The sequence below is a fragment of the uncultured Idiomarina sp. genome, assembly GCF_964010655.1.
GTDB classification, from domain to species: Bacteria; Pseudomonadota; Gammaproteobacteria; order Enterobacterales; family Alteromonadaceae; genus Idiomarina; species Idiomarina baltica.
The window spans coordinates 16,632-41,936 of sequence record NZ_CAXGLS010000020.1 but is presented as its reverse complement, the minus strand read 5'-3'; the positions used below and the strand labels follow the sequence as shown (position 1 = coordinate 41,936).

19 protein-coding genes are annotated in these 25,305 nt (G+C 47.1%); 8 read left to right on the top strand and 11 right to left on the bottom strand.

Going from position 1 to position 25,305, the window contains the following annotated elements; translation table 11 throughout:
- The 3 genes from ABNS04_RS06800 to ABNS04_RS06790 form a co-directional block, all read left to right on the top strand.
- Positions 1 to 481 (top strand): ATP-binding protein (locus ABNS04_RS06800; RefSeq protein WP_272977481.1); only part of this gene is annotated, 481 nt, incomplete at its 5' end.
- On the top strand, positions 478 to 1,098 hold the full coding sequence (locus ABNS04_RS06795) for a hypothetical protein (RefSeq protein ID WP_006955436.1): 621 nt from the start codon (positions 478 to 480) through the stop codon (positions 1,096 to 1,098). The genes ABNS04_RS06800 and ABNS04_RS06795, both read left to right, overlap by 4 nt.
- Positions 1,099 to 2,358, top strand: coding sequence for a hypothetical protein (locus ABNS04_RS06790; protein ID WP_272977482.1), 1,260 nt, complete (start codon positions 1,099 to 1,101; stop codon positions 2,356 to 2,358). It abuts the gene before it with no gap.
- A gap of 12 nt (positions 2,359 to 2,370) precedes the next feature.
- On the opposite strand, the gene ABNS04_RS06785 is transcribed toward ABNS04_RS06790, so the two are convergent.
- From ABNS04_RS06785 to ABNS04_RS06765, 5 genes are all read right to left on the bottom strand, one after another.
- Positions 2,371 to 3,105, bottom strand: a complete 735-nt coding sequence (locus ABNS04_RS06785) for a 3'-5' exonuclease (RefSeq protein WP_272977483.1) — start codon at positions 3,103 to 3,105, stop codon at positions 2,371 to 2,373.
- A gap of 6 nt (positions 3,106 to 3,111) precedes the next feature.
- A complete protein-coding gene (locus ABNS04_RS06780; protein WP_272977484.1) occupies positions 3,112 to 4,965 on the bottom strand; it encodes a DUF294 nucleotidyltransferase-like domain-containing protein in 1,854 nt (617 codons plus the stop codon).
- Between the two features lie 68 nt (positions 4,966 to 5,033).
- Positions 5,034 to 6,698, bottom strand: coding sequence for a BCCT family transporter (locus ABNS04_RS06775; RefSeq protein ID WP_006955432.1), 1,665 nt, complete (start codon positions 6,696 to 6,698; stop codon positions 5,034 to 5,036).
- Between the two features lie 147 nt (positions 6,699 to 6,845).
- Positions 6,846 to 7,223 carry a YchJ family metal-binding protein gene (locus ABNS04_RS06770; protein ID WP_116287543.1) on the bottom strand — a complete coding sequence of 126 codons (378 nt, stop codon included), beginning with the start codon at positions 7,221 to 7,223 and terminating at the stop codon, positions 6,846 to 6,848.
- 57 nt (positions 7,224 to 7,280) lie between these two features.
- Positions 7,281 to 7,925: an outer membrane beta-barrel protein gene (locus ABNS04_RS06765; protein WP_272977485.1), complete on the bottom strand. Its 645-nt coding sequence runs from the start codon at positions 7,923 to 7,925 to the stop codon at positions 7,281 to 7,283.
- Positions 7,926 to 8,106: 181 nt separating this feature from the next.
- Here ABNS04_RS06765 and ABNS04_RS06760 point away from each other — a divergent pair, with 181 nt between their 5' ends.
- Positions 8,107 to 8,514 (top strand): DUF393 domain-containing protein, encoded by a 408-nt coding sequence (locus ABNS04_RS06760; RefSeq protein ID WP_272977486.1) that lies wholly within the window; start codon positions 8,107 to 8,109, stop codon positions 8,512 to 8,514.
- Positions 8,515 to 8,521: 7 nt separating this feature from the next.
- Here the strand turns inward: ABNS04_RS06760 and ABNS04_RS06755 are convergent, their stop codons facing one another.
- Positions 8,522 to 9,127: a methyltransferase gene (locus ABNS04_RS06755; RefSeq protein WP_006955428.1), complete on the bottom strand. Its 606-nt coding sequence runs from the start codon at positions 9,125 to 9,127 to the stop codon at positions 8,522 to 8,524.
- Between the two features lie 171 nt (positions 9,128 to 9,298).
- Between ABNS04_RS06755 and ABNS04_RS06750 the strand changes: the two genes are divergently transcribed.
- Positions 9,299 to 10,510, top strand: a complete 1,212-nt coding sequence (locus tag ABNS04_RS06750) for a Xaa-Pro peptidase family protein (protein ID WP_272977487.1) — start codon at positions 9,299 to 9,301, stop codon at positions 10,508 to 10,510.
- Here ABNS04_RS06750 and ABNS04_RS06745 read toward each other — a convergent pair whose 3' ends face one another.
- Positions 10,511 to 12,139 (bottom strand): serine hydrolase domain-containing protein, encoded by a 1,629-nt coding sequence (locus tag ABNS04_RS06745; protein WP_272977488.1) that lies wholly within the window; start codon positions 12,137 to 12,139, stop codon positions 10,511 to 10,513. It abuts the gene before it with no gap.
- Between the two features lie 214 nt (positions 12,140 to 12,353).
- Between ABNS04_RS06745 and katG the strand changes: the two genes are divergently transcribed.
- Entirely contained in the window at positions 12,354 to 14,528 is a 2,175-nt protein-coding gene (gene katG / locus ABNS04_RS06740) for a catalase/peroxidase HPI (RefSeq protein WP_348671256.1), read from the top strand.
- Between the two features lie 62 nt (positions 14,529 to 14,590).
- On the opposite strand, the gene ABNS04_RS06735 is transcribed toward katG, so the two are convergent.
- From ABNS04_RS06735 to ABNS04_RS06725, 3 genes are read right to left on the bottom strand one after another with little or no spacing between them, the layout of a single operon-like run.
- A complete protein-coding gene (locus tag ABNS04_RS06735; protein WP_272977491.1) occupies positions 14,591 to 15,589 on the bottom strand; it encodes a LacI family DNA-binding transcriptional regulator in 999 nt (332 codons plus the stop codon).
- 1 nt (position 15,590) lies between these two features.
- Positions 15,591 to 16,916 (bottom strand): MFS transporter, encoded by a 1,326-nt coding sequence (locus ABNS04_RS06730; RefSeq protein WP_006955423.1) that lies wholly within the window; start codon positions 16,914 to 16,916, stop codon positions 15,591 to 15,593.
- Positions 16,910 to 18,301 carry a GH1 family beta-glucosidase gene (locus ABNS04_RS06725; protein WP_272977492.1) on the bottom strand — a complete coding sequence of 464 codons (1,392 nt, stop codon included), beginning with the start codon at positions 18,299 to 18,301 and terminating at the stop codon, positions 16,910 to 16,912. Before ABNS04_RS06725 ends, ABNS04_RS06730 begins: the two co-directional genes overlap by 7 nt.
- Positions 18,302 to 18,423: 122 nt before the next feature.
- Here ABNS04_RS06725 and ABNS04_RS06720 point away from each other — a divergent pair, with 122 nt between their 5' ends.
- Both ABNS04_RS06720 and ABNS04_RS06715 read left to right on the top strand, forming a co-directional pair.
- Positions 18,424 to 19,698 (top strand): sugar MFS transporter, encoded by a 1,275-nt coding sequence (locus tag ABNS04_RS06720; RefSeq protein WP_272977493.1) that lies wholly within the window; start codon positions 18,424 to 18,426, stop codon positions 19,696 to 19,698.
- Positions 19,698 to 22,217 (top strand): exo 1,3/1,4-beta-D-glucan glucohydrolase, encoded by a 2,520-nt coding sequence (locus tag ABNS04_RS06715; RefSeq protein ID WP_272977494.1) that lies wholly within the window; start codon positions 19,698 to 19,700, stop codon positions 22,215 to 22,217. The genes ABNS04_RS06720 and ABNS04_RS06715 overlap by 1 nt, the downstream gene beginning before the upstream one ends.
- Positions 22,218 to 22,335: 118 nt before the next feature.
- Here the strand turns inward: ABNS04_RS06715 and ABNS04_RS06710 are convergent, their stop codons facing one another.
- Positions 22,336 to 25,299 (bottom strand): TonB-dependent receptor, encoded by a 2,964-nt coding sequence (locus ABNS04_RS06710; RefSeq protein ID WP_272977495.1) that lies wholly within the window; start codon positions 25,297 to 25,299, stop codon positions 22,336 to 22,338.
- Positions 25,300 to 25,305: the final 6 nt, after the last annotated feature.

Here is a 25,305-nt window from a genome sequence, read left to right as displayed (position 1 = left end):
GGGAATGGTCGCCGATATTTTGCGAGCCGATCAAAAATACAGTATCGAATCATTATTGAAGATTGAGTTGTTCTTAACCGAAGCAGGCAATGAGCTTGTGATTCGGAATGATCGCCAACTCGCTGAATCGTCGAGCCATGGAATGGCTTATCTGATCTTGTGTAAATTCTTATTAGCCTTCACACGTTTGTTACGCACGGATAGCGAGGCGATAACGCTCCATTGGCCGATTGACGAAATCGGTACGTTGGCCTATCACAACGTCGAGAAACTTTTTGATGCGTGTGATAGCAATCACATTCAAATTGTAGGCGCCTTTCCTAATCCTGAGTCTGATGTTTTGATGCTATTTAAGCATCGTTACTTAATTGAGGCACATCCAGACAAGGTGGGAAAAGGACAGTTGAAACGCATTCAACCAAAGGTTTCTGGATTATCTGAGAAGCTGGCTCACCTTGTTCAACAGGAGCACCACGTATGATGACATTTGGTCCCATTATCGAGACGCTACTGGCTGGCGAGTTTATTTGTAGTCAACGTTTCCCAGAGTATCATCGACAGTTACAAGATGAGACATTACAAAATCAGATAAATGATTATTTGCGTCCGTTAAATCGCACCGTGAGCCAGGCGGCTGACGGGAGCGTTTTTTTCTTAAGCTATCAGACGCTTGATAAATCGGGTCGTGAGCATTTACGTCAACAGTTTATTCAGACCCTTGCTACACTGATGCCGTTACTCGAATGGCTCACTCTGACACAAGAAGCGCTCGGCCACGATAGTACATTGGTGCCTGGCGACACGATTAAGCTTCCCGAGTGGGTTGTTGCCTGTGAGGACAACCCAAGTCTAAAACAACGCCTAGCAAATTTAGCACGTGACCGCTTTTTTAACTCGCAAGCCGAAACTGTCGATGCCCAAATAAAGCAAATTGCTAAGCGGTTGGTAGAGCATGGTTATTTTATCCAGCCTCACACGGACAGACCGTATTTTATTGTGACAGGAAAAGTGGATTATTTGATGGACGTGATCCGCTTTATTCGCGACGAAGAAAACCTTCCCGTTGAGGAGACACCTGAGCAAGAGGCGTTATTGTAGATGACTGATGAGCAACTCAATGTTTCCGATCAGCGGCTTGAGCAAGGTGAAAAGCGACTCAACCTGATAGGTCGACATGCAGGTATTTTGATGCAGGCGTATCAAACGGGGGAGCTTGATGCTTTGTCTGTTAATGAAGGAATACTGCGTAACCTCTTAAATGCACGGATTATTTATCAGCCGGAGCACGGTCAAGGGTATCGTTTGCGAGCGCCTATTGCACAACTCATTGCTAATTTAGTTGTGGATGAACGGCGACGGTCGATCCAAGCCGATGTTGCGGACAAGCTGGACTCTATTCGCAACCAGGTCGATGTGTTCAGAAAGGCGCACCAGCGCAGTGATATGTATCTAGCAGAGTTAAAGTTACATATTATTGAAGAGCGTGTTTATGACTTAGTCTCTGAGTTTGATGAAGCAATTCACAGTTTATGGAATCGATTGAATACCGATTTTGGCTTTGCCGCCAGTTTGGATGAGAAAATGGCTGAAAACCAGCGGGCACAAAACCAAATCGAGCGATTACTCGACGGACTTTCAATGGTCGATTACGAGGAGTGTATTGCGCTTGCCGATGGTCATGTAAAGCTACGCCAACTACTGGTTGTGCAACTACAGCGCCGGACAAGCTTACAACGTGCAAGTATGCTCGAGATTCAACATCGAATGATTGAATTAATGAGCCGGTTTCGTGAACAGCAGTCGCGTAGTCTATTGGTTAATAATATGGCGCAGTTTCTGCGTCAACATCCCGAGCTTAAGGTCAGTGATTATACTGAACGCAGTGAAGTCCCCGAGTTGTTTAACCAAGCCTGTGGTATTCGTGCGGGTGCTCACGCGGATGTGCGTATTGAGAGTACTCAACAACAAACGTTAGACGTGCTGCATGAGGCGCTACATAAAACGCGTCACTTACGTACTGAACAAACTTCATCGAGTGAGTCAGCAAAAGCCATGGCGCAGTTTAGCGACGCGGTACTCGAAACTGAACAGCGACAGTTAAAGCAAGATGTTGATGAGTTTTTTATCGATGCAGCTCAAAGCCAGTATCCTCATTCCGCACTCGACTATCTAGTCAACAACGAACTGCGTTGGCAGCCAGAAATTTGGTTATTTCAGGTACTCAGTGAATACCAAACGCTAACGAAAAGTGTGCAAGTAGAATTACCGCTGCAAAGGCGCGAACGCGCCGTAAGCAAAACTAATGAGGTGCATATTATTGAAGATTTAATTGTGCAGCCACCTAAACGAGTCGCCTAACAATATCTTTCACTAGGGCAACCAAATATCTTGCAGCGGCGAATCCAGACTGTAGCGATGACGGATTTGCGCTTGTAAGAGCTCAGCACATGCAAGCGCATCGGTGAGCGCATCATGGGGTGCGTAAAAGGGCAAGTTATAGCGCTCGCGACTATCGGCAAGACGAATAGATAGGGGACGCTTACCCATTAACCTTGACCAAAACGAACGACGTTGACGGTGAAAGCGTGCTTCAATGGCCATGGTATCGATGACAGGAAAATGGATATGTTCATTGAAACGCGCATCCATTGCTTTTTGTAGGAAAGGGCGCTCGATTCCGTTGTAATGAACGACCCAAATCTTGCCCGCGACTAAATCCAATAGCTCAGGCAAAATAGCCTCGATATCAGGAGCGGATTGAATATCAGAGTGAGTAATACCGTGAATAACGACAGATTCGTCCGTTAAGTCTTGTCGCGGTTTGACCACCCATTGCCGCGCTTGCGACATAAAGATCCGTTGAGCGGACATAGGTACGACAGCAATACTGACGATGCTATTACGTTGACAATCTAAGCCTGTGGTCTCGAAATCAACGGCGACCATCGGAGCGTCTTTAATCAAAGTCTCTTTGTTAACCATGCCTTGTTCAAAATAGTGTTTAAACATCGGGGTGCTGACATGGGCAGCCCATGCCGAGAAGTCCATTGACCAATCACGCTCAGCATCCGAATTAATCACCTCACGCGGCTTTAAATAAAACATGCCGGCTTAGCCTCCTGCATAGCGATAGCGTAAGTATTTCTGTGCATTACTGAGGATCTGAAAAGCATCTTTTAGGTTTTTGCGTTCAAAATCCGATAGTTGCTCGGGCGCGACATTATTGTCGGGCGTGTCGCCCTCCGTTAGGGCAATCGCCTGGTGTCGAATGCGCACCATTGAGATTAACTCGAGGGCGTCACGTAAATCCGGTCCCCGACCTTTGGGCAGTATGTTTGCCTCCATGATATCCTCAAGGCGAGCAAACGAGTTGCGCTGCGTCGAGCCGACCGCGAGCGCATGTACGCGAATCAGATCAGCCACCGGTGCTGTGCCGCGTCGTTTCGTATTGATACTGTCGCGGTGCTTACCATCCTTTTCCATCACGAAATCTTTGAAAAAGCCCAGCGGTGGTGTTCGGCTCAACGCATTACGCGCCATAGAGCCTAAGAAACGCTTATTATTTTTGGCTTTTACACGAATTAATTCATTCAGTTGTTTGGCAAAGCTAAACTCACCCCATACGCCGTCTAAGTCAAAAAAGATAGAGGAGTGCAGTAAGCGTTCGGGAGAGGGGTTATCAATCCAGTCGGTGAAGTATTTCTTCCAAACGCGCAGCGGTTGTCGCCACTGGTTATTGGTTGCCATAATACCACCTGTGCAATACGTATAGCCGCATTCATGCAAACCGTCCGAGACAAACTTAGCCAAAGCTTTGAAATAGGCATCGTGTTCTTTAGGATTAAAGTCGTCGTGTAATACCAGTGCGTTATCTTGGTCGGTTACGATAGATTGTTCATCACGCGCCATTGAACCAAGTGCGAGAAAGCAGTAGGGAATGGGGGGTGGACCTAATTCGATTTCCGCTAACTCCAAAAGGCGTTGCTTGAAGCTACGACCGATGGTGGCCATCGCTGAGCCAATCATTCGTGAATTAGCGTCTTCGTTGACCAAACGCACAAAGCTTGCTTCTACACTTTCTTTTAACTGCGCCAACTCTTCAAACGTATTTTGTTTAAAGATACTACTGACTACGTAAAGACTTGATTTCGATTCGTGACGCACGACGTCAGATAAGGCAATAACACCAATCAAGCGCTGCTTTTTTAATACAGGTAAGTGATGCAGGTTAGTCCTGAGCATGGTTAACATCGCTTCAAATATGCGTTGATTATGCTCAATATAAACTAAGTTCGAGGACATCACGTCACGTACGGGATCGCTGGGAGCACGTTCAACGGCGAGTACACGCTTGCGTAAATCTTTGTCGGTAATAATACCGAGTACGTCATCAGGGTTATCACCACAAATGAGTAATGACGAAACTTGCTCGTCAGTCATCTTTTGAGCGGCCTCTATAATACTGGCATCAGACTCGATAATAACAGGCTGGCGGCTCAACAATGTTTCGACGGTTTCAATAAATAAATCGTTACGCTGCTCGCGTTCGCGCACGGCTAAATTAACGCGTTGATGTTCTTCAACCTCAACCGCATCCGCAAAGGCGTCGTATTCGTCGTAAAGCCGATTAAATAGGGCACCCGGTACATAGTAAATCAGGCTGTCTTCTAACGCTTTTACAGGATAACGTACACGGCCTTTACGTAATAAGCCGGCTTCACCGAAAAAACCTCCGGCACTTAAGCGATTAAAAAGTTCGCCGTTGCGCTTATACGTTTCTATGGCACCGCTACGAATCACATGGAGATCAGAAATAGGTTGGTTGTAATCAAGCACCTGATCACCCTTCTGAAAATAGCCGACCTCGATTTGTTGTGAGATCGTTTGTAATTCCGCTTCGGGCAGAATAGTGAAGGGTGCATATTGTTTAATGAAATTTAGTATTTCGACGTGTTCGGCTTCCATGACATCACCTCAGGTACAAAAAAGCGGCGCTTAGTGCGCCGCTTTTGTTTGAAGACAACAGCTGCGTGTTATCCGTTTTTACCGATTCGTGGTTCAGAACGCAAGCCCTGAATAACGGCGACGCAGGCCGCCAACAATACGATAGTAAATGGTAGACCCGCAGAAACAGCCATTGCTTGTAGTGCGACAAGTCCACCACCAAGTATCAAGGCGATTGCGACCAATCCCTCGAAGGTACACCAGAAAATACGCTGGGGTACAGGCGCTTCAACTTTACCACCCGCACTGATGGTGTCGATAACTAAAGAGCCTGAGTCAGACGAGGTGACGAAAAATACGATGACCAGTATGATTCCGATGAATGAAGTCACTGACGCCCATGGTAATCCTTCAAGCATAACAAATAGTTTCAACGAAAGATCCGCGTCAACCAAGTCTTGTGCTCCGTTAATCACCTGTTCGATAGCAATATTACCAAATACAGACATCCAGAATACACAAGCCAGTGAAGGTACCAACAATACCGATACTAAGAATTCACGCACAGTACGACCGCGAGATACACGTGCGATGAACATACCAACGAACGGTGACCATGCAATCCACCAAGCCCAGTAGAACGATGTCCAGCCTTGAGTGAAGTTTAAGTCTTCACGTCCTACAGGATTAGATAAGGCAGGTAGGTTAGCAATATAGTTGACTAAGTTTTCGCCGAAACCAGTGATAATTGCGAGCGTGGGACCGACAATAATGACGAATAGAAGGAGTAGCGCCGCTAACGTCATATTGATCTGCGATAAACGCTGTACACCTGATTCTAAACCTGCCAGCACCGATGTGAGTGCGATGGCTGTGATACCCATAACGAGAAGAATTTCTGTCGTATCCCCTTTGGGTACATCAAACAGAAAGTTGAGTCCAGCGGCAGCTTGTGAGGCACCAAGCCCGAGCGAGGTCGCAAGCCCGAATAGCGTCGCTAAGATAGCGATGGTATCGATAATGTGACCTGGCCATCCCCAAACGCGCTCTTTCAAAATCGGGTAGAAAATTGAACGAACAGTCAGAGGCAAGCCTTTGTTAAATGAAAAGAGCGCTAGACCCAACGCTAGGATTGCATAAATAGCCCATGGGTGAAGTGCCCAGTGGAAGATAGTCGCTGCCATGCCTAATTCACGTGCAGCTGCTTCATTGCCGCCCGCAGCACCTAATGGCGCCCAGTCGGTACGCACTCCATTTTCCATGGAGATACCCCCGAGCGAAGACGAGAAGTGGGAAATCGGCTCAGACACACCATAAAACATAAGGCCGATACCCATACCTGCAGCAAACAGCATCGAGAACCAACCCATGTATGAGAAGTCTGGTTTGGCCTCTGTGCCGCCAATGCGAACGCGACCGAGTGGTGTAAAGATTAGGACCAGTGCAACCACGACAAAAATATTAGCCGCGCTTAAGAAGAACCAATCAAGATTTGATGTAAGCCAACCACGAATTCCACTAAATAATGGTTCAGCTTGTTCTTGGAAAATTAAAGCAAAGAGAACGAATGCAACAATTGCAAGGCCTGAAACAGCAAAAACCCGATTGTGGAAGTCTAATCCAAACGGGCCTAAATTCATCACGACGTTGTCTTGTCCAACTTTGTAATCGGTATTGATGGGGTTGACCTCCCCATCCGGGATCATCGGATCCTTCTCCGCCTTACTTTCATCTATATCCTTGTTTTCGCTCATGGACATCCCCTTTATTTGTTGTGATTAGTGAGTACATTCTGCAAATTTACACTTATTTTACCGAAGTTTAGAGTAAACAGTGTTACCCACGCGAGTAAAAACCCTTGTTTTTATAGCAAATGACAGAGGGTTTGAGTGATGAGCTGGCTATTTTACTTCTCCTGTTGTGTAGAGCCAGCATTCAGATAGCTTAACAAACTGACTTTGTTCTTCCATCCATGTGAGTTCATCCTGCGTATAATAGAATGCGCGAAAGTGAACGTAACCTCGGTTATTTGAGTGACTGTGAGATACGATTTGTAAACGGATGAATTCAGGTAATCCCTCAAGTGATAGGTCTGGGGGACAGTAATCTCGGTGCCATGTCTTGCGTATATAGGGCAAGTCGCCAATTACGTACGCCGTATAACGCGATCGCATGAGTTGTTCGGGTGTTTGTGCGAGTGTTCGATCACTCAATAACAAATGGCAGCAGTGTTTAAAACTCTTTTCGCTACCGCAGGGACATTGATGGTTAAGATCCATAGGGCATACTTGCCTCACAAAATGCCAAGTATGCCACGTTCAGATGGACAACCCCACTTAAAACCAAAAACGTAGGTTAAGAAGATAGTTGTCTTGTCGATAATCGGTATCAGAGGCAGTGCGGCGTTGATAGCTGACGCCAAGTGCAGTGCGTGGGTTCATCATGTAAAACGCGCCCAATTCGGTCTGCCAATAGCGCACATCGCGTGTGAGGCGGCTATAGCTCGCAGAAGCAAATAGCGTTAGCTGAGTTTGAGTTTGGTGTTCAATACCAAGCTCAATGCCAGGGCCCGTTTCTTGATCTTCTGTACGCGTGGTGCCGTCGTCAACTTCAACCGTAAGACGTTGTATGAATAACTCTGAAAACAACCGTGTGTTCGCTGATAAGAAATGTTGTGTGCCTAGTCGTATACTCATTTGGTCAGTGAGCATGTCAATGTCGTTATGGCTGACTTCGGAAAATTGACCTGAGACACCAACGTACCAATCATTTTGCCATTGCAGTTGAAGTTCAGCACGAGCGCCACCACCATCAAATGCATTTTGTGTAGAGCCGCCATCTAAGTCGGTTTCAGTACTTAAACCGCTAAATGTTAACTGGTTGAGGGATTGTGCGGGCATGGTAAATGCGCTTTGAGCAAAACTAGGAAAAGAAACTGATGCAATTAAGGCGAATGCTGAAATATTAAAAAAAACTTTCATAAAGACTCTCAGTTAAAGTGACTTTCGTTGACTAGATTAGTTCGAATTATCATGTTCGCTATCGGTAGAAAGCTGCAAACGATGTACGCTTTAACTGAGAAACGGCTCGACTCATTAATCGATAACTTGGAATAAATCGTATTTTAAAGGGAACAAATTGAAACCTAATTTGAGGTGTTTTGTGTCAAAAAGTAAACCAAAGACCAGTGGCAAGGTGCTCATTTTTTATGATGGCGGATGCCCTTTATGTGTGAAGGAAATGCGTCACTTAAAGCGTTTAGATACCAACAACAAACTGGCGTTTGAAAATATTAATGTGAAGGATTTCAGTGCGCGGTACCCCGACATCGATCCAGATGCCGCCAATCAATTTTTACATGGTATCAACGCCGATGGGAACGCAATATACGGTCTTGATGTCACTCACGCTGCTTGGCAGGCGGTTGGGAAGGGCGCTTATATCGCGCCCCTGCGATGGCCCGTGATCCGTTGGTTTGCTGACCGAGCTTATTTATTATTTGCCAAACATCGTAACCGTATATCACGCTGGGTTACCGGGCAAGCTCGCTGTGAACAGTGCAATTTATAACACTGAATTAGAGCCAACGCGGTGTCTTTTGCTTGTACTGGATATAGACGTCCCCATGGCTTTTTTCGAGCGCTATTTCTTCCTGACGAACTTGGAGACAAATCATAGTAACGCCCGTGATAAGGCAGACGAGTGTAAATAGTGAAGGGAAGGTCAAAAACAAACCGAGTTGACCGAGCAACACGCCCTTAAAGATAGGGTTGCGGGTTCGTTTAAATGGACCACTCACTAGCAGGGGGTGTTGCGAATCGTCATCAATGCCCGAACGCCACTCGGATTGCATGTAAGCGTGACTAAAACTTACTAAGAAAAACGAACAAAGCATCAGAATAACCCCAGAATAAACGGTTACGGGCTGATAAATCACCTCAATCACGCCAAGCTGGGTGTCAATATCCCACACTAAACGAGCAATACAAATGGCTAATATTGCCGAACGAAACATATTGAAGGTTTGTCTTATCCACCATGATGCGCTCAGAGCCTTGCCTACGTGCACTTGTGTTTGTTGTGTTCTTGCTTTTCGGCCAAGCGCAACACTACTGTAGTGAACGGCTATAATAGTAAAATAAATCGCAAGAAAATACTGACTCAGTATGTCAAAGTTGAACACACGATACCCCTATATTTTCGAATAAATATAGCATCTATTGTACTATTATTTTAAGTAATTGAAACCCTTCTGAGTGTGCATTCAAAAAGCAATGGTTTGCCTTTTGGTGTACGCCATGCGAGCCTTGCTGTTCAATATTTGAGTTTTCATTACTTAAGGCTGGAGTGCAGTATGACGCGTGGTATTGGTTATCAAACACAGAACGAAGCATTAAACCAATTGGTGAATAGGGCAAAGGGAGCTAAACCAATTGGTATTGACGAGTTTAATCAACGTATCGAGCGCGCTCAGACTCTCATGAAAGCGCAGGGAATCGATGCTATTTACCTTAATGCGGGTACGAATCTTGAGTACTTTACAGGGTTGCGTTGGTACCCGAGCGAACGGTTAGTGGGGGCAATTATCCCAGTTGAAGGTACACCGCGGCTTATTGCTCCGGCTTTCGAACTCGGTTCACTAAAGCAAGCGATGCAGGTCCCCCTTGAGCCATTACTGTGGGAGGAGCATGAATCGCCCATTGAGCTGATGGCAAGCACGTTAAAGGACACGTTCGGCGCTAAATTAAGGCTGGGCATTGACGAGTCAACGGCCTACAGTTTCGTCGCTCGACTGGAGGAATACGTCCCGGCACAGCAGTTATGTGATGCCAAAACGGTTATTGCTGAATGTCGAATGCACAAGTCAGAGGCCGAACTTGCACTCATTCAAACTGCCATGGATATGACGATTGCTGTTCATCGCGCGACAGCATCGATGCTGAAAGAGGGGATGAGTGCGACGGAAGTGCGGACATTCATTGATGAAGCACATCGTCGAGTTGGTGCTTCGGGCTCTTTTTTCTGTATCGTCCTATTTGGTCAAGCAACCAGCTATCCGCACGGCGTACAGCACGAACAGTACTTGAACGCTAACGACTGGGTGTTGATTGATACAGGTTGCAAGTTGCATGGTTATCACTCTGATATCACGCGTACGTACGCTTTTGGTGAAGCGACGTCTGAGCAACGTGAGTTTTGGCAATATGAGCGTCAATTGCAACAAGTCGCTTTTGACTCGGCGCATCTAGGCGAGCCATGCTCTAGCGTGGATGACGCAGTGCGGCAGGAGCTTGCTCGCTTATCCCTTAAACCGGATTATCAGCTACCGGGAGTGCCTCATCGAACAGGGCATGGTATCGGCATGGACTTACACGAATGGCCTTATCTAGTGGGCGGAGACGAAACACCTTTAGCGCGCGGTATGTGTTTTAGTAATGAACCCATGTTAATACAGCCAGAACAATTTGGTGTCCGGTTAGAAGATCATTTTTATATGACCGATGAGGGACCGAAATGGTTTACTGAGCCCTCTCGGTCGTTGGATGATCCGCTTAACCTAGAGTAATTAGTCCGCAGGTGCTAGCAGCAGCTGCTGACCTAACTGAGTAACTGGGCGTGCCTGGTTACTCAGTAGCACGACGCCGCGACGTCCATCTAATGTAAATCCAACATAACTGGTGAACCCCGCTGTTTGACCGTTGTGCCAAGCCCATTCTTGTTGGCCGTTGCGTTGAATTAACCAACCCAGTGCCTGTTGCGTTTGTTGGCTGAGTGATTCGCGCGGTGCTAACACGGTCGCGACGGTTTCTGTTTGTGAGTCGGGCGGTTGCATCATCAGCTTCAAATAAGCAACCATATCATCAACCGTGGATACCACCGCGCCAGCACCCGCCATCGCATCGAAATACCAGTGTGGTGCTGAACGACCATCAAACCGATGTCCTTGAGCAAGCGCGTGAATATGCGCTTTAACATGCTCCTCATTTTCCAGAGCAAGATAACTATGGTTCATGTTTAATGGTCTAAATACGGATTCAGTGAGCAGTGTATCGAGCGATTGATGATGAAAAGCAACCAATGTTTCGGCGAGCACGGAGTAGCCAAAGTTAGAATACTGATAACCTACGGGTGATGCTAAATCGGTGTTGCGAAGGGCGTCCGATAACTGATTGAGGTGATAGTCTGCATACGGATTCAGATCGTCGTCGACGTCGAGGTTGGCAGGTAAACGCGGTAAGCCTGAAAAATGGGTAGCAAGCGAAACTAAACTGATTTCACTGACCGGTTTTGATAACTCGTCCCAAATGTTACCCAACTGCGCATCACTCGCTAATACTCCATTTGCCAAATCCTTAGCCAGTAAAAACGCCACCATGGTTTTTGTCACTGAACCAATCTCAAATTGAGCATCCGCAGGTACTTGGTGAGTAAATCGTTTTATTTGCCAGCGGTCATTATTATAAGTGATCACCGCGCCATCGACGTTGAACGCGGCAGGATCTAACTGTTGTTGAGTCGAAGCGGTCTTCGTTTGCTCAAGACACAAGGTAAGAGGTAGTTGCCCGCCCTGGGAAAACTGTCCTTGATAGCAATCTGATGATTCATCCTTGGTCACGGTGCCTGTGTATGATGCGCCAATCAGGCTAGAGCTAAAAGTAAGTTGTTGGTCACCGATGTTAATTTGATTAATTGGAATGCCAAAGGACTCTTGGGCTGGGCTATCGAGGGTCGCTAAGTACCCATCGGCGACAACCGCAATGTTAAGTTGTAGGGGTAATGTTGTGCGACTATTTATCTCTAACGTGCCTTTGTAGGCCCCTTCAAAACGCAGCCGTTGTTTGTCTTGGTTGTTTAAACGCGTCAGTTTAATTGGCGTCGCTTGGCCTTGCTGCCATTCACCGCTCAATACTTGGTCATCAACTTGACCGACAAATTGAGCTTTGAGCTTGTCAACTTTAATGGTCAGCTGATTATTATTCACAGTGACTGAGGACGCTGGGAAATCGTACATGCCTTGATTGGGACTGTCGATAAAGACGCTAATCTCACCGTCTGTATCTTGATTGATATCAAACCCTAATACGATAGAAGCACCGCGCCCAACTTCAAGCTCACCGCGCCAAATACCAGCAAAATCGCTGGCTGATACGAGTGGGGTCACAAAAACAAGAAAATAAAGTAGAAATCGTTTCATAAGGCAGAGTGGGCTTGTAAAAGTAATCCGTATGTTATCATTTAGTTTGTTTAATAAATCAACAAAGATCAAGTATCCCTTAAACTCTAATCGAAAAAATCTTTTAAGGTGACCGTTTTAATAACCTTGGGCTATTTACCCTCTGAGTGCTATAAATCTAATCAGTAGAAAGGTTCGTAGTTATCTCAATACAACGAAAAGAGGGAAGCGACATATGAGTTCAGGTAAATGTCCAGTCATGCACGGCAGTATGACAAACACAGGCAAAACGAACACCCATTGGTGGCCCAATTCACTTAAGCTCGAGATTTTACGTCAGCACGACACCAAAGCGAACCCGATGGATGCGGGCTTTAACTACGCAGAAGAGTTTAAAAAAATAAACTTGGAAGAGTTAAAGGAAGACGTAAAAAAATTGATGACCGACAGTAAGTCTTGGTGGCCAGCCGACTGGGGTCACTATGGCGGTTTTATGATTCGTATGGCGTGGCACTCAGCAGGTTCTTATCGTCTAGCTGATGGCCGCGGCGGTGGCGGTACAGGTAACCAAAGGTTTGCTCCACTAAACAGCTGGCCTGACAACGTAAGTTTAGACAAGGCGCGCCGTCTGTTGTGGCCGGTGAAAAAGAAATACGGCAACAAACTGTCTTGGGCTGATTTGTTTATTCTTGCCGGCACCATGGCCTATGAGTCAATGGGGCTCAAGGTGTTCGGTTTTGCCGGGGGACGCGAAGATATCTGGCATCCAGAAGAAGATATTTATTGGGGTAGTGAGAAAGAATGGTTGGATGCAACTAAGAACCGTTATGACTCCGATCAAGAGCGTGAGTCACTCGAGAATCCGTTAGCCGCCGTGCAAATGGGTCTTATCTATGTCAACCCAGAGGGTGTTGACGGTCAACCCGATCCGTTGCGTACTGCGAAAGACGTGCGTGAAACGTTCAAACGCATGGCTATGAATGATGAGGAAACGGTCGCTTTGACAGCCGGTGGTCACACGGTTGGTAAATGTCATGGTAACGGAAAAGAAGAGAATTTAGGCCCTGAACCTGAAGCAGCCGATGTGGAAGAGCAAGGCCTAGGCTGGCGCAACAGCGCTGGCAAGGGTATGGGACGTGACACAATGTCGAGCGGTATTGAAGGCGCTTGGACAACTCATCCTACTCAGTGGGATAACGGCTACTTCTACTTGTTATTCAACTATGATTGGGAACTTAAGAAAAGCCCGGCAGGCGCTTGGCAGTGGGAACCTATCGACATCAAAGAGGAAGACAAGCCCGTTGATGTAGAGGATCCTTCGATTCGTCACAACCCAATCATGACGGACGCCGACATGGCGATGATTAAAGATCCAGAGTATCGCAAGATTTCTGAGAAGTTTTACAATAATCCCGACTATTTTGCCGAAGTGTTTGCGCGTGCTTGGTTTAAATTGACGCACCGCGATTTAGGTCCAAAAGATCGGTATCTTGGAGCCGATGTACCTGAAGAGGATTTGATCTGGCAAGATCCAATCCCGAAAGTGGACTACAGCCTGTCTGATAGCGAAGTGGCTGAGCTCAAGAAAAAGCTACTTGAAAGCGGTTTAACCGATTACGAGTTGATTTCTACGGCATGGGATAGTGCACGTACATTCCGTGGCTCAGACTATCGTGGCGGTGCTAATGGCGCCCGCATTCGTCTTGCTCCACAAAAGGATTGGCACGGTAATGAGCCCGAGAAATTACAACGTGTGTTGGCGACGTTAGAGCGTGTTCGAAGCGAACTCGACAAGCCTGTAAGTATTGCTGACTTGATTGTTTTAGGTGGCACGGCCGCAGTCGAGAAAGCTGTGCACAAAGCAGGATACGATTTCACTGTCCCGTTCACGCCAGGGCGCGGTGACGCGACCGACGAGTGGACCGACGCTGAGAGCTTTGAACCACTTGAGCCCTTACACGACGGGTACCGCAATTACTTGAAGAAGGACTACCAAGTTCCAGCAGAGGAGTTGATGCTCGACCGTACTCAACTGATGGGGTTAACGGCACCTGAGATGACAGTGCTCGTCGGTGGTCTACGCGTACTTGGCGCGAACTATGGTGAATCCAAACATGGCGTTTTCACTGACCGTGTGGGCACATTGACCAATGACTTCTTTGTCAACTTGACTGATATGGAAAATGTCTGGAAGAAAGCGGGTGATCATTATGAAGTCCGTGATCGAGCGACTGATACGGTCAAGTGGACAGCCAATCGTATCGATTTGGTATTTGGTTCAAACTCAATTTTGCGTGCTTATTCTGAGCTGTATGCGCAAGATGATAACCAAGAGAAGTTTGTAAAAGACTTCATCGAAGCTTGGGTTAAGGTAATGGATGCTGATCGGTTTGATGTTAAAGCAGCTTAGTCTGCTTTAACCGCTCAGGCGTAAAAAAGCTCGTGCGTGAAGCACGAGCTTTTTTTATGCGTTTAAATACTGTGAACTGAATCGCGTTCGATCACCCGAGGCTCAAACACGGTCTGGATATTATCGAGTTTTTGTTGATAAATGTGTTTTAGTACCCAGCGCGCCGCCATGACGCCCATGCCGCCAATGGGATAATCAATGGTGGTCAATTTAGGGTACATATAATGTGAAAAATTCACATTATCAAACCCGATAATTGATAAATCCTCGGGCAGTCGCAGGCCCTGTTCGCGTGCCGTTGTGACAGCGCCTGCCGCCATTTCGTCGTTCGCACAAACGATAGCGGTGATGTCAGCATCAGCATGTAGTAGTGCAGCAACGCCTTTAACGCCACCGAGTTCATGAAAGTCGCCTTCGTAAAATAAGCTACTTTTGGATTCAATACCGTACTCGGCGAGGGCGCGCAGGTGACCAAGATAGCGCTGCTCCGCATCGTTTTTCCACATAGGACCCGATATGTAACCAATTTTACGGTGCCCGTTGCGAAGCAAATGCTGAGTGGCGAGGTAACCGCCGTGCTGATTGTTCAAAGTGACACAGCGATCGGACATGCTTTCGACAAATCGGTTGAGAATTACAAATGGCGTGCCGCCCTCATTAAGCTGGCGTAAGTAATCATCTGAGACCGCTTCAACGTGTAAAATAAGTGCGTCGCAGTTGCGACTTTTTAGAAAGGCAATACTTTCTTTTTCCAAACGTTCATCGCTGTGACCCGCAGCGATAATGACATGCTTTCCTGCACGTCTGAAAGCGGCCTCAATATCACTCAACAAAGTTCCAAAAAATGGACCGTTGAGTTCTGAAACCACAATACCAATGGAATTGGAGCGGCTCGAAGCCAAGGACTGAGCAATGGAGTTGGGGTGATAGCCTAGTTTATCCATGGCTTCAAGTACTTTGACTCGAGTTGCTTCACGCACCGGCGTATTATTATTAATCACGCGTGATACGGTTGCTAAAGAAACACCCGCCAGTTTAGATACTTCGTAAATGGTCGCCATATTATGAGTATTGCTCCAAGGCTTCTGAAATTTGTTGTACGCGTTTTTGCTTCAAGGTGTAGCGTAGCATGACCGCTGCCACCAGCAACGAAGCCAAGGCAGGCAAAATGGTAAAGGCGAGTTGAATGCCATGTTGTGCCTCTTCACTTTGAATTTGATTGGGGGTATAGCCGTAAAAAGCTAACCACCAACCACTAATGGCGCCACCTAGTGCAAGACCAAACTTAATAAAAAAGACGACCGATGAATACACCAAACCTGTGGCTCTTACGCCGGTCTTCCAATATCCGTAATCTGCAACATCTGCTATTTTTGCCCATAACATAGGCGTACCCATTTGCAGGAATAAGCCCCATAAAAAATACATGACAAAAGCGGCAACCAACTGTTCGGGACTCACCCAGAAGGCAGCAATACAAACAATAGCAGCGAGTATCTGAATACTAATGTAGGCATTGACTTTATCCATATATCGACACACATACTGGGCTAATGCGCAACCCATGATATTACCGACCATACCAGTGCTTACAAAGGCGGTCACTAGATCATCGCGCACAAGGTAATACTTAACATAGTAAACAGCGAGTGTATTTTTTAAAGCGATACCTGTCAGTACAAGCGCTGCTGCAACGGATAGTCGGCGCCATTGTTCATTCTGCCATAAGGTCCGAAGCGCCTGTCGAAACGAAAGATGTTGTTGCTTTGGTGGTCTGAGACGTTCTTTTGTACCCAAAAAGCATACAACAAAAAGTATCATTCCGAATATGCTCAACGTGACGATAGTGAGTTGATAGCCAATGACTGGACTACCATCGCCGAACCAATCGACCAGAGGCAACGTACAAGTGGTGACTAATAAGCCACCTAACATGCCAAGTACAAAGCGATACGATTGAATTGATACACGTTCCGATGGATCTTCCGTTAATACGCCACCAAGTGCGGAATAAGGAATATTGATCGCCGTGTAGGCCAACATGAGTAACGTGTACGTAATGTATGCATAAATAAGTTTACCGAAACCGTCTACTTCGGGAGTAGTAAACGCCAATACGCTGAAAACTGCAAAGGGTACTGCCATCCATACTAGGTAAGGGCGGAACTGACCGTGATGCGAGCGTGTCTTGTCGGTAAGTAAACCCATGAGTGGGTCGGTGACGGCATCGATAAGTCGCACAACGAGGAACATACTGCCCACAGCGGCGGCTGAGATACCAAAAATGTCTGTATAAAAAAAAGCCAGAAACAACATAACCGTTTGGAAAATGATGTTACTGGCTGTGTCACCTAAGCCGTAGGCTATTTTTTCGGTGCGACTTAGCATATATCCTCCACAGCGTGATGCTGTGATTGTCTAGCTAAGAAGAGTTTCTGTAAAGCTTTTGCACTGTTTTTAAATGTGCGCTGTTGTGTATTGTAGTCGACATAGATAATCCCAAAGCGTTGTGTATAGCCCTCTGCCCACTCAAAGTTGTCCATCAGGCTCCAGGCAAAATAGCCCCTGATATCCACACCGTGATTAATTGCGTCGTGAACCGCCAATAAATGGCTTTGAAAATAATCGATACGCATCACATCGTCAACTTCACCTTTATTACAGCTGTCGGCGGTCGCAATACCGTTCTCGGTAATGTAAATCGGTGGTAGGTTGTCATATTGGCGATCCAGTGTGAGCAAAATTTCAGTCAGCCCCTTCGCATAAACTTCCCAACCCATGGTGGTTAACCCGTCGCCCGATGCCGGCACATCACTGAAACCATGTTGTTGGTTGGCCTTAAATACGGTTCGGGTATAGTAGTTTACACCGAGAAAGTCGAGTGGCTGATTGATGATCGCCATATCGCCGGCATTTATTTGCGGACGATCCGTAACAGCCAATTGCTCAATAACATCGGGATAAGTACCGCTAAGCATTGGTTGTAGATACCATAAATTGTGGTACTGATGAGCAAATTCAGCAGCGTCGCGATCGGCTTGCTGCGAAGTCAGCGGATGACACGGGCTAAAATTAAGTACCACGCCTAACGCCGGCGCTTTACCATCAGCGAAGCTGTCGCGCAGGGCTTGTAATGCTAAACCATGTGCTAAAAGCAAATGGTGAGCAGCTTGACGTCCTTGTTTGCGACGTGAAGCATCACCTGCTTGAGGGCCTGGAGCATGAATACCTGCCTCATAACCTAAATATGCACTACAGAAAGGCTCATTCAGTGTTGCAATACTTGATACTTGGTGACCGAGTGCATCGGCTATCACACGCGCGTAATCAGCGAAACGATAGGCAGTTGCGCGATTTAACCATCCTCCTTGATCCTCCAAATACTGAGGTAGATCCCAGTGGTATAGCGTAATGTGAGATTGGATTCCGCGCTCCGCGAGTGCCTCAACGAGCTTGATATAAAAGTTTAAACCGCTTCGATTAATTTCACCATTGGCTTTGATTACACGCCCCCAAGCGATGGAAAAGCGATATGCATCAACGCCCAGCTCGCTAATTAGTTCAACATCTTCTTGCCAACGGTGAATGTGATCGCAAGCCACGTTGCCGTTACTGCCATCTTTTATCGTGTTCGGTTGCTCACAAAAGCTGTCCCAGATACAGGGTTCGCGGCCAGCAATATCGCCCTCAATTTGAAATGATGATGTAGCAACACCAAACGTGAAACTCGGATGGTTTAGTCGTGACTGATAAGGTAGCGTTATTTTTTTCATAAGAGTTCGCTCGCCAGGCAGGTTTTAATTGCCTTTGAATTAAATTATGCTATACATGAAAGCGCTTACATAATATTAGATGGTCTGATGGCTATCGTCAAAAAATAAAGCAAGAGGGAATTATGACAACTCCACAAACCTCAGCGTTACACGGGAGTGAACAACCGACCAACTATCGGTTTGCTCTGACTGCGCTCACATCACTATTTTTTATCTGGGGCTTTATTACCTGCCTCAATGACATTCTTATTCCATATTTGCGTTTGTTATTCGATTTAAATTACGCGCAGTCTATGTTGATCCAATTCTGTTTTTTTGGTGCTTACTTCATCATTTCAGTACCGGCAGGGTTGATGGTGGGTCGAATCGGATATAAGTCTGGGATTATCGTTGGTCTACTAACCGCGGGGGCAGGTTGTGTGCTGTTTTATCCCGCCGCACAGCTAGAAATTTACGGTTTATTTTTAGGTGCCTTATTTATTTTGGCTTCCGGGGTTACGATTCTACAAGTCGCAGCGAATCCCTATGTCACACGGTTAGGTCCAGAAAAGACCTCATCCAGCCGCCTAACGATGACACAAGCCTTTAACTCTTTGGGCACAACGGTAGCGCCGTTCTTTGGCACTTGGCTTATTTTTGGTGGTGTAGCCGATCCCGAGGTATCCGGTGTGTCAAAGGATACCGTTTCGTTACCTTACTTTATCTTAGCGGCAACACTCGTCGTTATGGCGTTGGTTTTCGTTCGGTTGAAGCTCCCCGCGATGGGCAAAGTCGACCAAGCGGCACCACTTCCAACTGGAGGCGGTGCATGGGGTCAAAAGCACTTGGTATTAGGAGCGCTGGGGATTTTTGTCTATGTCGGCGCAGAAGTCGGTATTGGCAGCTTTCTAGCGATTTACTTGTCACAAGACCACATTGGCGGAATGACGACATCGCAAGCCTCTCATTATATATCTTGGTATTTTGGCGGTGCTATGGTTGGACGTTTCATCGGAGCCGCCGTCATGCAGCGTTTTGCTGGCAATCGAGTGCTATTGTTTAACGCAACATGTGCGATATTGCTTGTTCTTACTACCATCTTGAGTTCAGGTGCCATCGCAATGTGGTCGATTCTATTTGTTGGATTGTGCAACTCAATTATGTTCCCAACGATTTTCAGTCTTGCATTACAAGGCTTGAAAGAAAGCACGGGTCAAGGCTCTGGCATTTTGTGTTTAGCTATTGTCGGTGGCGCGGTGTTGCCACTATGTCAAGGAGCGTTGGCTGATGCGGTAGGCGTGCAAACAGCCTTTATTGTGCCCCTTATGTGTTATGCCTACATCGCATACTACGGTTTCGCTGGCTATGTACCCCGTGCCTTTAAAAAAGCAAAGCAAACAGCTGAGGTGGCAGAATAATGAGACAAAAAAAATGGCTATTGGCTGCGTTACCCGCAGCCATTCTTTCGGCCTGTACGGCAGACACAGCAGCACCTACGAGTGAGGACTCAGTTTGGCCACAGTTGGATATTCCTGTTGCTCAAAAGCCAGCAATGGAACAACGTATTGATGCATTACTCGCCGAGATGACGCTCGAGCAAAAAGTGGCGCAGATGATCCAGCCTGAAATTCGTGACATTACTGTCGAAGACATGCGTCGTTACGGTTTTGGTAGCTACCTAAACGGTGGTGGAGCTTTCCCAAATAACGATAAATATGCCACACCGCAGGATTGGGTTGCTCTTGCAGAGTCAATGTATCAAGCTTCTGTTGATGATAGTGTCGATGGTATTGATATTCCTACGATGTGGGGTACTGATGCGGTGCACGGTCATAATAATGTATTGGGCGCAACCATCTTCCCTCATAATATTGGTTTAGGAGCCGCACGCAACCCGGCGCTTATCGAAGCTATCGCTGAAGTAACGGCGACCGAAGTGATGGTCACCGGGATAGACTGGGTGTTTGCGCCGACTGTTGCAGTGGCACGCGATGTGCGCTGGGGGCGCACCTACGAGAGCTACTCTGAGGATCCCGCGGTAGTGCGCGATTATGCAGCCTCAATTGTGCGCGGATTGCAAGGCCATGTGGATGGCGACTTTCTTTCAGAAAAGAATGTCATTAGCACGGTAAAGCACTTTATTGGTGATGGTGGTACGACCGACGGTATCGACCAAGGTAATACAGAAGTCGATGAGCAAACCTTATTTGATATCCATGCTCAAGGCTATGTGGGAGGCCTCGAGGCTGGCGCACAAACGGTGATGGCAAGCTTCAATCGGTGGAATGGTGATAAGATTCACGGTAGTAAATACCTGCTGACTGATGTCTTAAAAGAAAAAATGGGCTTTGATGGTTTTGTCGTGGGTGACTGGAACGGTCATGGACAAATTGAAGGCTGCACCAATGATAATTGCCCGCAAGCAGCAAATGCAGGGCTTGATGTCTATATGGTGCCAACCCAAGCTTGGAAACCGCTATACGAAAACCTCATAGCACAGGTAAAAGATGGCACTATTGCAGAATCTCGTATTGATGACGCAGTGCGCCGAATTTTGCGTGTAAAAATGCGTGCTGGGCTATTTGATAAGCCGTCACCCGCTAACCGTCCATTGTCGGGTAAAACCGAACTCATTGGTGCTGAAGAACACCGCGCAATTGCTCGTCAAGCCGTGCGAGAGTCTTTGGTGTTACTGAAGAACAACAACAACGTGTTACCGATAAAGCCGAACCAACGTGTGTTGGTTGCTGGACCGGCAGCCGATAATATTGGTCAACAGTCCGGTGGCTGGACGATAAGCTGGCAGGGTACGGGTAATACCAATGAAGACTTCCCAGGTGGCACGTCAATCTACGATGGCATCGCTGATGCTGTAAAACAAGCAGGCGGCGAAACTGAGCTTGCTGTTAATGGTGAGTATCAAGAAAAACCTGATGTTGCAGTGGTCGTTTATGGTGAAACACCTTACGCCGAAGGTAATGGTGATATTGACAATGTAGATTATCAACGCGGTAATGCGGTTGATCTTGAACTGTTAAAACGTCTTAAAGAGAAGGGTATCCCTGTTGTTTCGGTGTTTATCAGTGGTCGACCCATGTATGTGAACCCGGAGCTCAATGCTTCTGATGCCTTTGTAGCGGCGTGGTTACCTGGTAGCGAGGGCGCAGGCGTCGCGGATGTACTTGTGACAGATGCCGAAGGACAGACACGTTTCCCAATCTCTGGTCAACTGCCTTTTTCTTGGCCTAAGACGCCAACTCAGGGACGCTTAAACGGTGATGAGGCAAATTACGATCCACTGTTTAAACTCGGCTATGGTTTGAGTTTTGACGATAATGTAACCCTTGATCCGTTAAACACCGACTTTGCGACTGGCGACCAACCGTTAGAAATGGCGATCTTTGAGCGCTCGCCACAAGCGCCTTGGCGCTTGATGATAGGCAATAGCGCAAAGCGTATTGAAGTGACAAGCAGTATCCAGTCACTGAACGGCGTAAAAACTGAAACGTTTGATGATCAAGTTCAAGAGGATGCCCGACGCTTTATGTTTGAAGGCGAGGGTGCAAACTACTTTAGTTTTGTAAGTCCTTTCCCACGCGATTTGCGGGCGTATAGTGTCGAGGATGGCGTGTTGAGTGTGACGGTTAAAGCGAGTCCAGATAAGCCGCTGACATTGTCACTGAACTGTGGACCTGATGCCTGTGAGTTTAGTCAGAACATTGAAGCGTATCTAAATGAAGACTCAGCGCAACAATGGACCACGTTAAATTTCTCGGTTCAATGCTTGGAACAAGCCGGCGTAGACACGGCGAGTACGGGTGAAGTACTGCGTCTGGGAAGCTCTGCAGACAGCCATGTCAGTATTCGCGATGCGCGCTTGCAAGTCACCAAAGCCATAAACGATGAAGTGCTATGTTTGTCGGAAGACGTTAATTAGTTCGCTCATTAATCGGTGATAGGGCAAAAGCAAAGGCCAGCTAATAACTTAGCTGGCCTTTTTAATGGGTGTTGCTTGTTGGTCCAGGGAAGACAACAAGCAACTGAGTTACGCAAGCTTAGAAGGTGTAACGTGCACCGACTGCGTAACGCGGACCGTATTGACGTGCGAATAAGAACTGCTCTTCGTAGCGTCCGTAACCTTCTTCGGTTTCGTTGTTGAGGTTAATACCTTCAAAGAATACCGTTAGCTTTTCAGTCACGTCATAGTTAACACTTAAGTCCCACTGTCCATAAGACTTAGCGAATTGTGGTGGCGCATCAGAAGAGCCCTGTGCCTGACCAACACCAATCAGGTAGCTATCACGCCACGCGTATGTAGCGCGGATAGACCAACCATCTTTCTCGTAGAATGCTTGGAAGTTAGCTGAGTCACTTAAGCCTGTAAGCGGTGCTTGCTGCTCAAGGCTGGTTACGTCAAAACGCACATCGCCATCGACGAACGTTGCGTTAGCAGCTAAACCAAATCCAGAGCGTCCAAAGAGGTGTTGCGCCGCAATTTCGAAACCGTCGACGCTCTTACTATCGGTATTGCTTGGACGGCTAATACTCCACACAATTAACGGGTCGTCTGCGTTCGGCTCAATAGCACCATCCGCATTGCCGTAACCGTTGGCTATCATTTGCTCAAAAATCGCCGTGCTGGTGGCTTGCTCACCGCGCGCTTCAACATCAGCGACAGCTTGCTGATAGCGAGGCCCTTCAAAGATGTCACGCAAACCTTCTACCGTCGTTTCGGTGATGGTGGTTTGAACAAAGTTATCAACATCCTTCTTAAAGTAACCAACCGATGCATAGCTACCTTCGCCATAATAATATTCAATGGCTAAGTCGAGGTTGGTTGACTCAAATGGCAACAGGTTAGGGTTACCTGAGCTACCTGTGCGAGCACCCGGTTTTGGACTTGCTGATAAACTGCGACCACCGGCTAATGCGCCTAATGGTGCACGAGAGATGGTTTTGCCTGTTGAGAAGCGACCAATCAATTGATCAGTAAAGTTGACCTTCAAATCGAGCATTGGCAAGAACACGTCGTGTTCACCGGTTTGCGTCAAGAAAGTCGCATCACCTTCTTCATATTGCATGATCCACTCTGAAGCACTGACCCAGTTGACTTGCTGTTCTACTCGTTGACGCACTGTACTGGTAACATCCGTTGTTTCATAACGAACACCGACATTGAGCTCCGTTGGAAACGCACCGAGCGAGAATTCCCATGATGTTTGCAAGAAGATAGCATCTGTTTTCTCACGTACGTAGCTTTGGCTATCAATACCGTCATAGTAGGCATCGGCTACAAACTCATCAGCACCCATGAGATCTTCGGTCAAATAGGCCACATGACGCGCAAGCGCTTCGTTGTAATCGTAGGTGTAATAATAGTTTTGCGCGAGGTCAGAACCGCCACCTTCAAATTCGTCTAGGAAACCACTGGTGTCATGGTATTCGAACATACCGTCTGGGAATATTTCGGCGAAACTAGGACTGAAGCCGGGCCCACCGCGTAAACCACTCCAAGCTTCGTAACCGCTCATATCTTGGTCGGTGCGTGAAATACCCGCTTTCACAGAGACCAGAGGAATATCCAACACCGAATTATACCAAGTACCTTCAATCTGATACTGTTTTACGTTGGATTCGCCTGGAGAGTGGATGAATTGACCAAAGTTAGAGCCAATTTCGTTGGGTGCTAGCACCGAAGTCCCATTGTTCCAAAGTACGCTCGCTTGCGGAATTTCGCCGTTGCGATAATCGTAGAATTTGGTTTGCAACTGGTCAGAACCCATAATGATTTGACCATTTGAACCGAGACCGGGATCTGCACCGTTGTCGATGCTGTTGCTTGAGTCATGGGCATCGACCCAAAGTCTAAAGTCGGGCGTGATGTCCCATGTCAGGTTTAAACCGACGGAATCCGCCTCGATTTCAGTGGTATCCCAGTTTGCGGTAAATGAGGCATCATTACCTGCGATATCGGCATAAACCGCTGTACCGTTCTCATCTAAGATATAGGAATTGATGTTACCACCAAATTCGTTCCATATACCCCAGCCAAAGCCGACGCGACCCGACGTTCGGCGTGAACCGGTGTAGTCGGCAGTCAGTACCATGGTATCGGTCGGTGCAAACTGTAGCGTCACTTGACCGTTAGTACGTTCGTTTTGAACGTCGGTAAAGCCATAGTTCATATCTTTAGGAAAGAAGTGGTTGCCGATACGCTCACCATCCTCGCCGATGGGGCGAGGATCAACATAGTCCCCTTCGTCAAGGTCAGGTAAACCGACATTCGCCTGCCAACCTTGTATATTGGCGTACTGTTGGCGGAAGTCACGGCGTTGCTGGGAAACCGAGAAAGCGATACCGAACGTATCATCGGCAAACGTATTACTGTACACCGCAGCCAGTTCTGGCGTCACGCTATCGCCTTTTTCGACTGAGCTATCGTGCAGGGCTTTGCCCATGATTACGAACTTTTGTCCTGAGTGCTGGAATGGGCGAGTAGTAACAATATTTACCGTTGCTCCTAAACCACCACTGGGTGTATCAGCCCGTGCAGTTTTATACACTTCAAGTGCTGTAACTCCCTCAGACGAAAGGGCTTCCATATTGTAAGAACGACTAAAGCCAGTGCCTGGCATTTGCCGGCCATTGAGGGTGATCAAGTTAAACTCTGGGCCAAAACCACGTACGGTTATTTGGCTACCTTCGCCATCATTGCGACTCACCGAGACACCGGTAATACGCTGCAGTGATTCTGCCAAGTTGGTATCTGGGAATTTACCCATTTCCTCAGCAGAAATCGCGTCGACAACACCGCTTGACTGGCGTTTAAAGTCAGTTGAGCGTGCTAAGCTACCGCGAATACCACTGACATTAATGACTTCAATGGATTCATCTTTGGCTTTTTCTTCGTTATCTTGTCCTTGATCTTGCGCATATACAGGAAACGCCAGACCCGCGGTCAGTACGAGAGACACTGCCGTCGCAACAGGACTTATGCTAAACGTCATTGGTTTTTTCATTGTTCT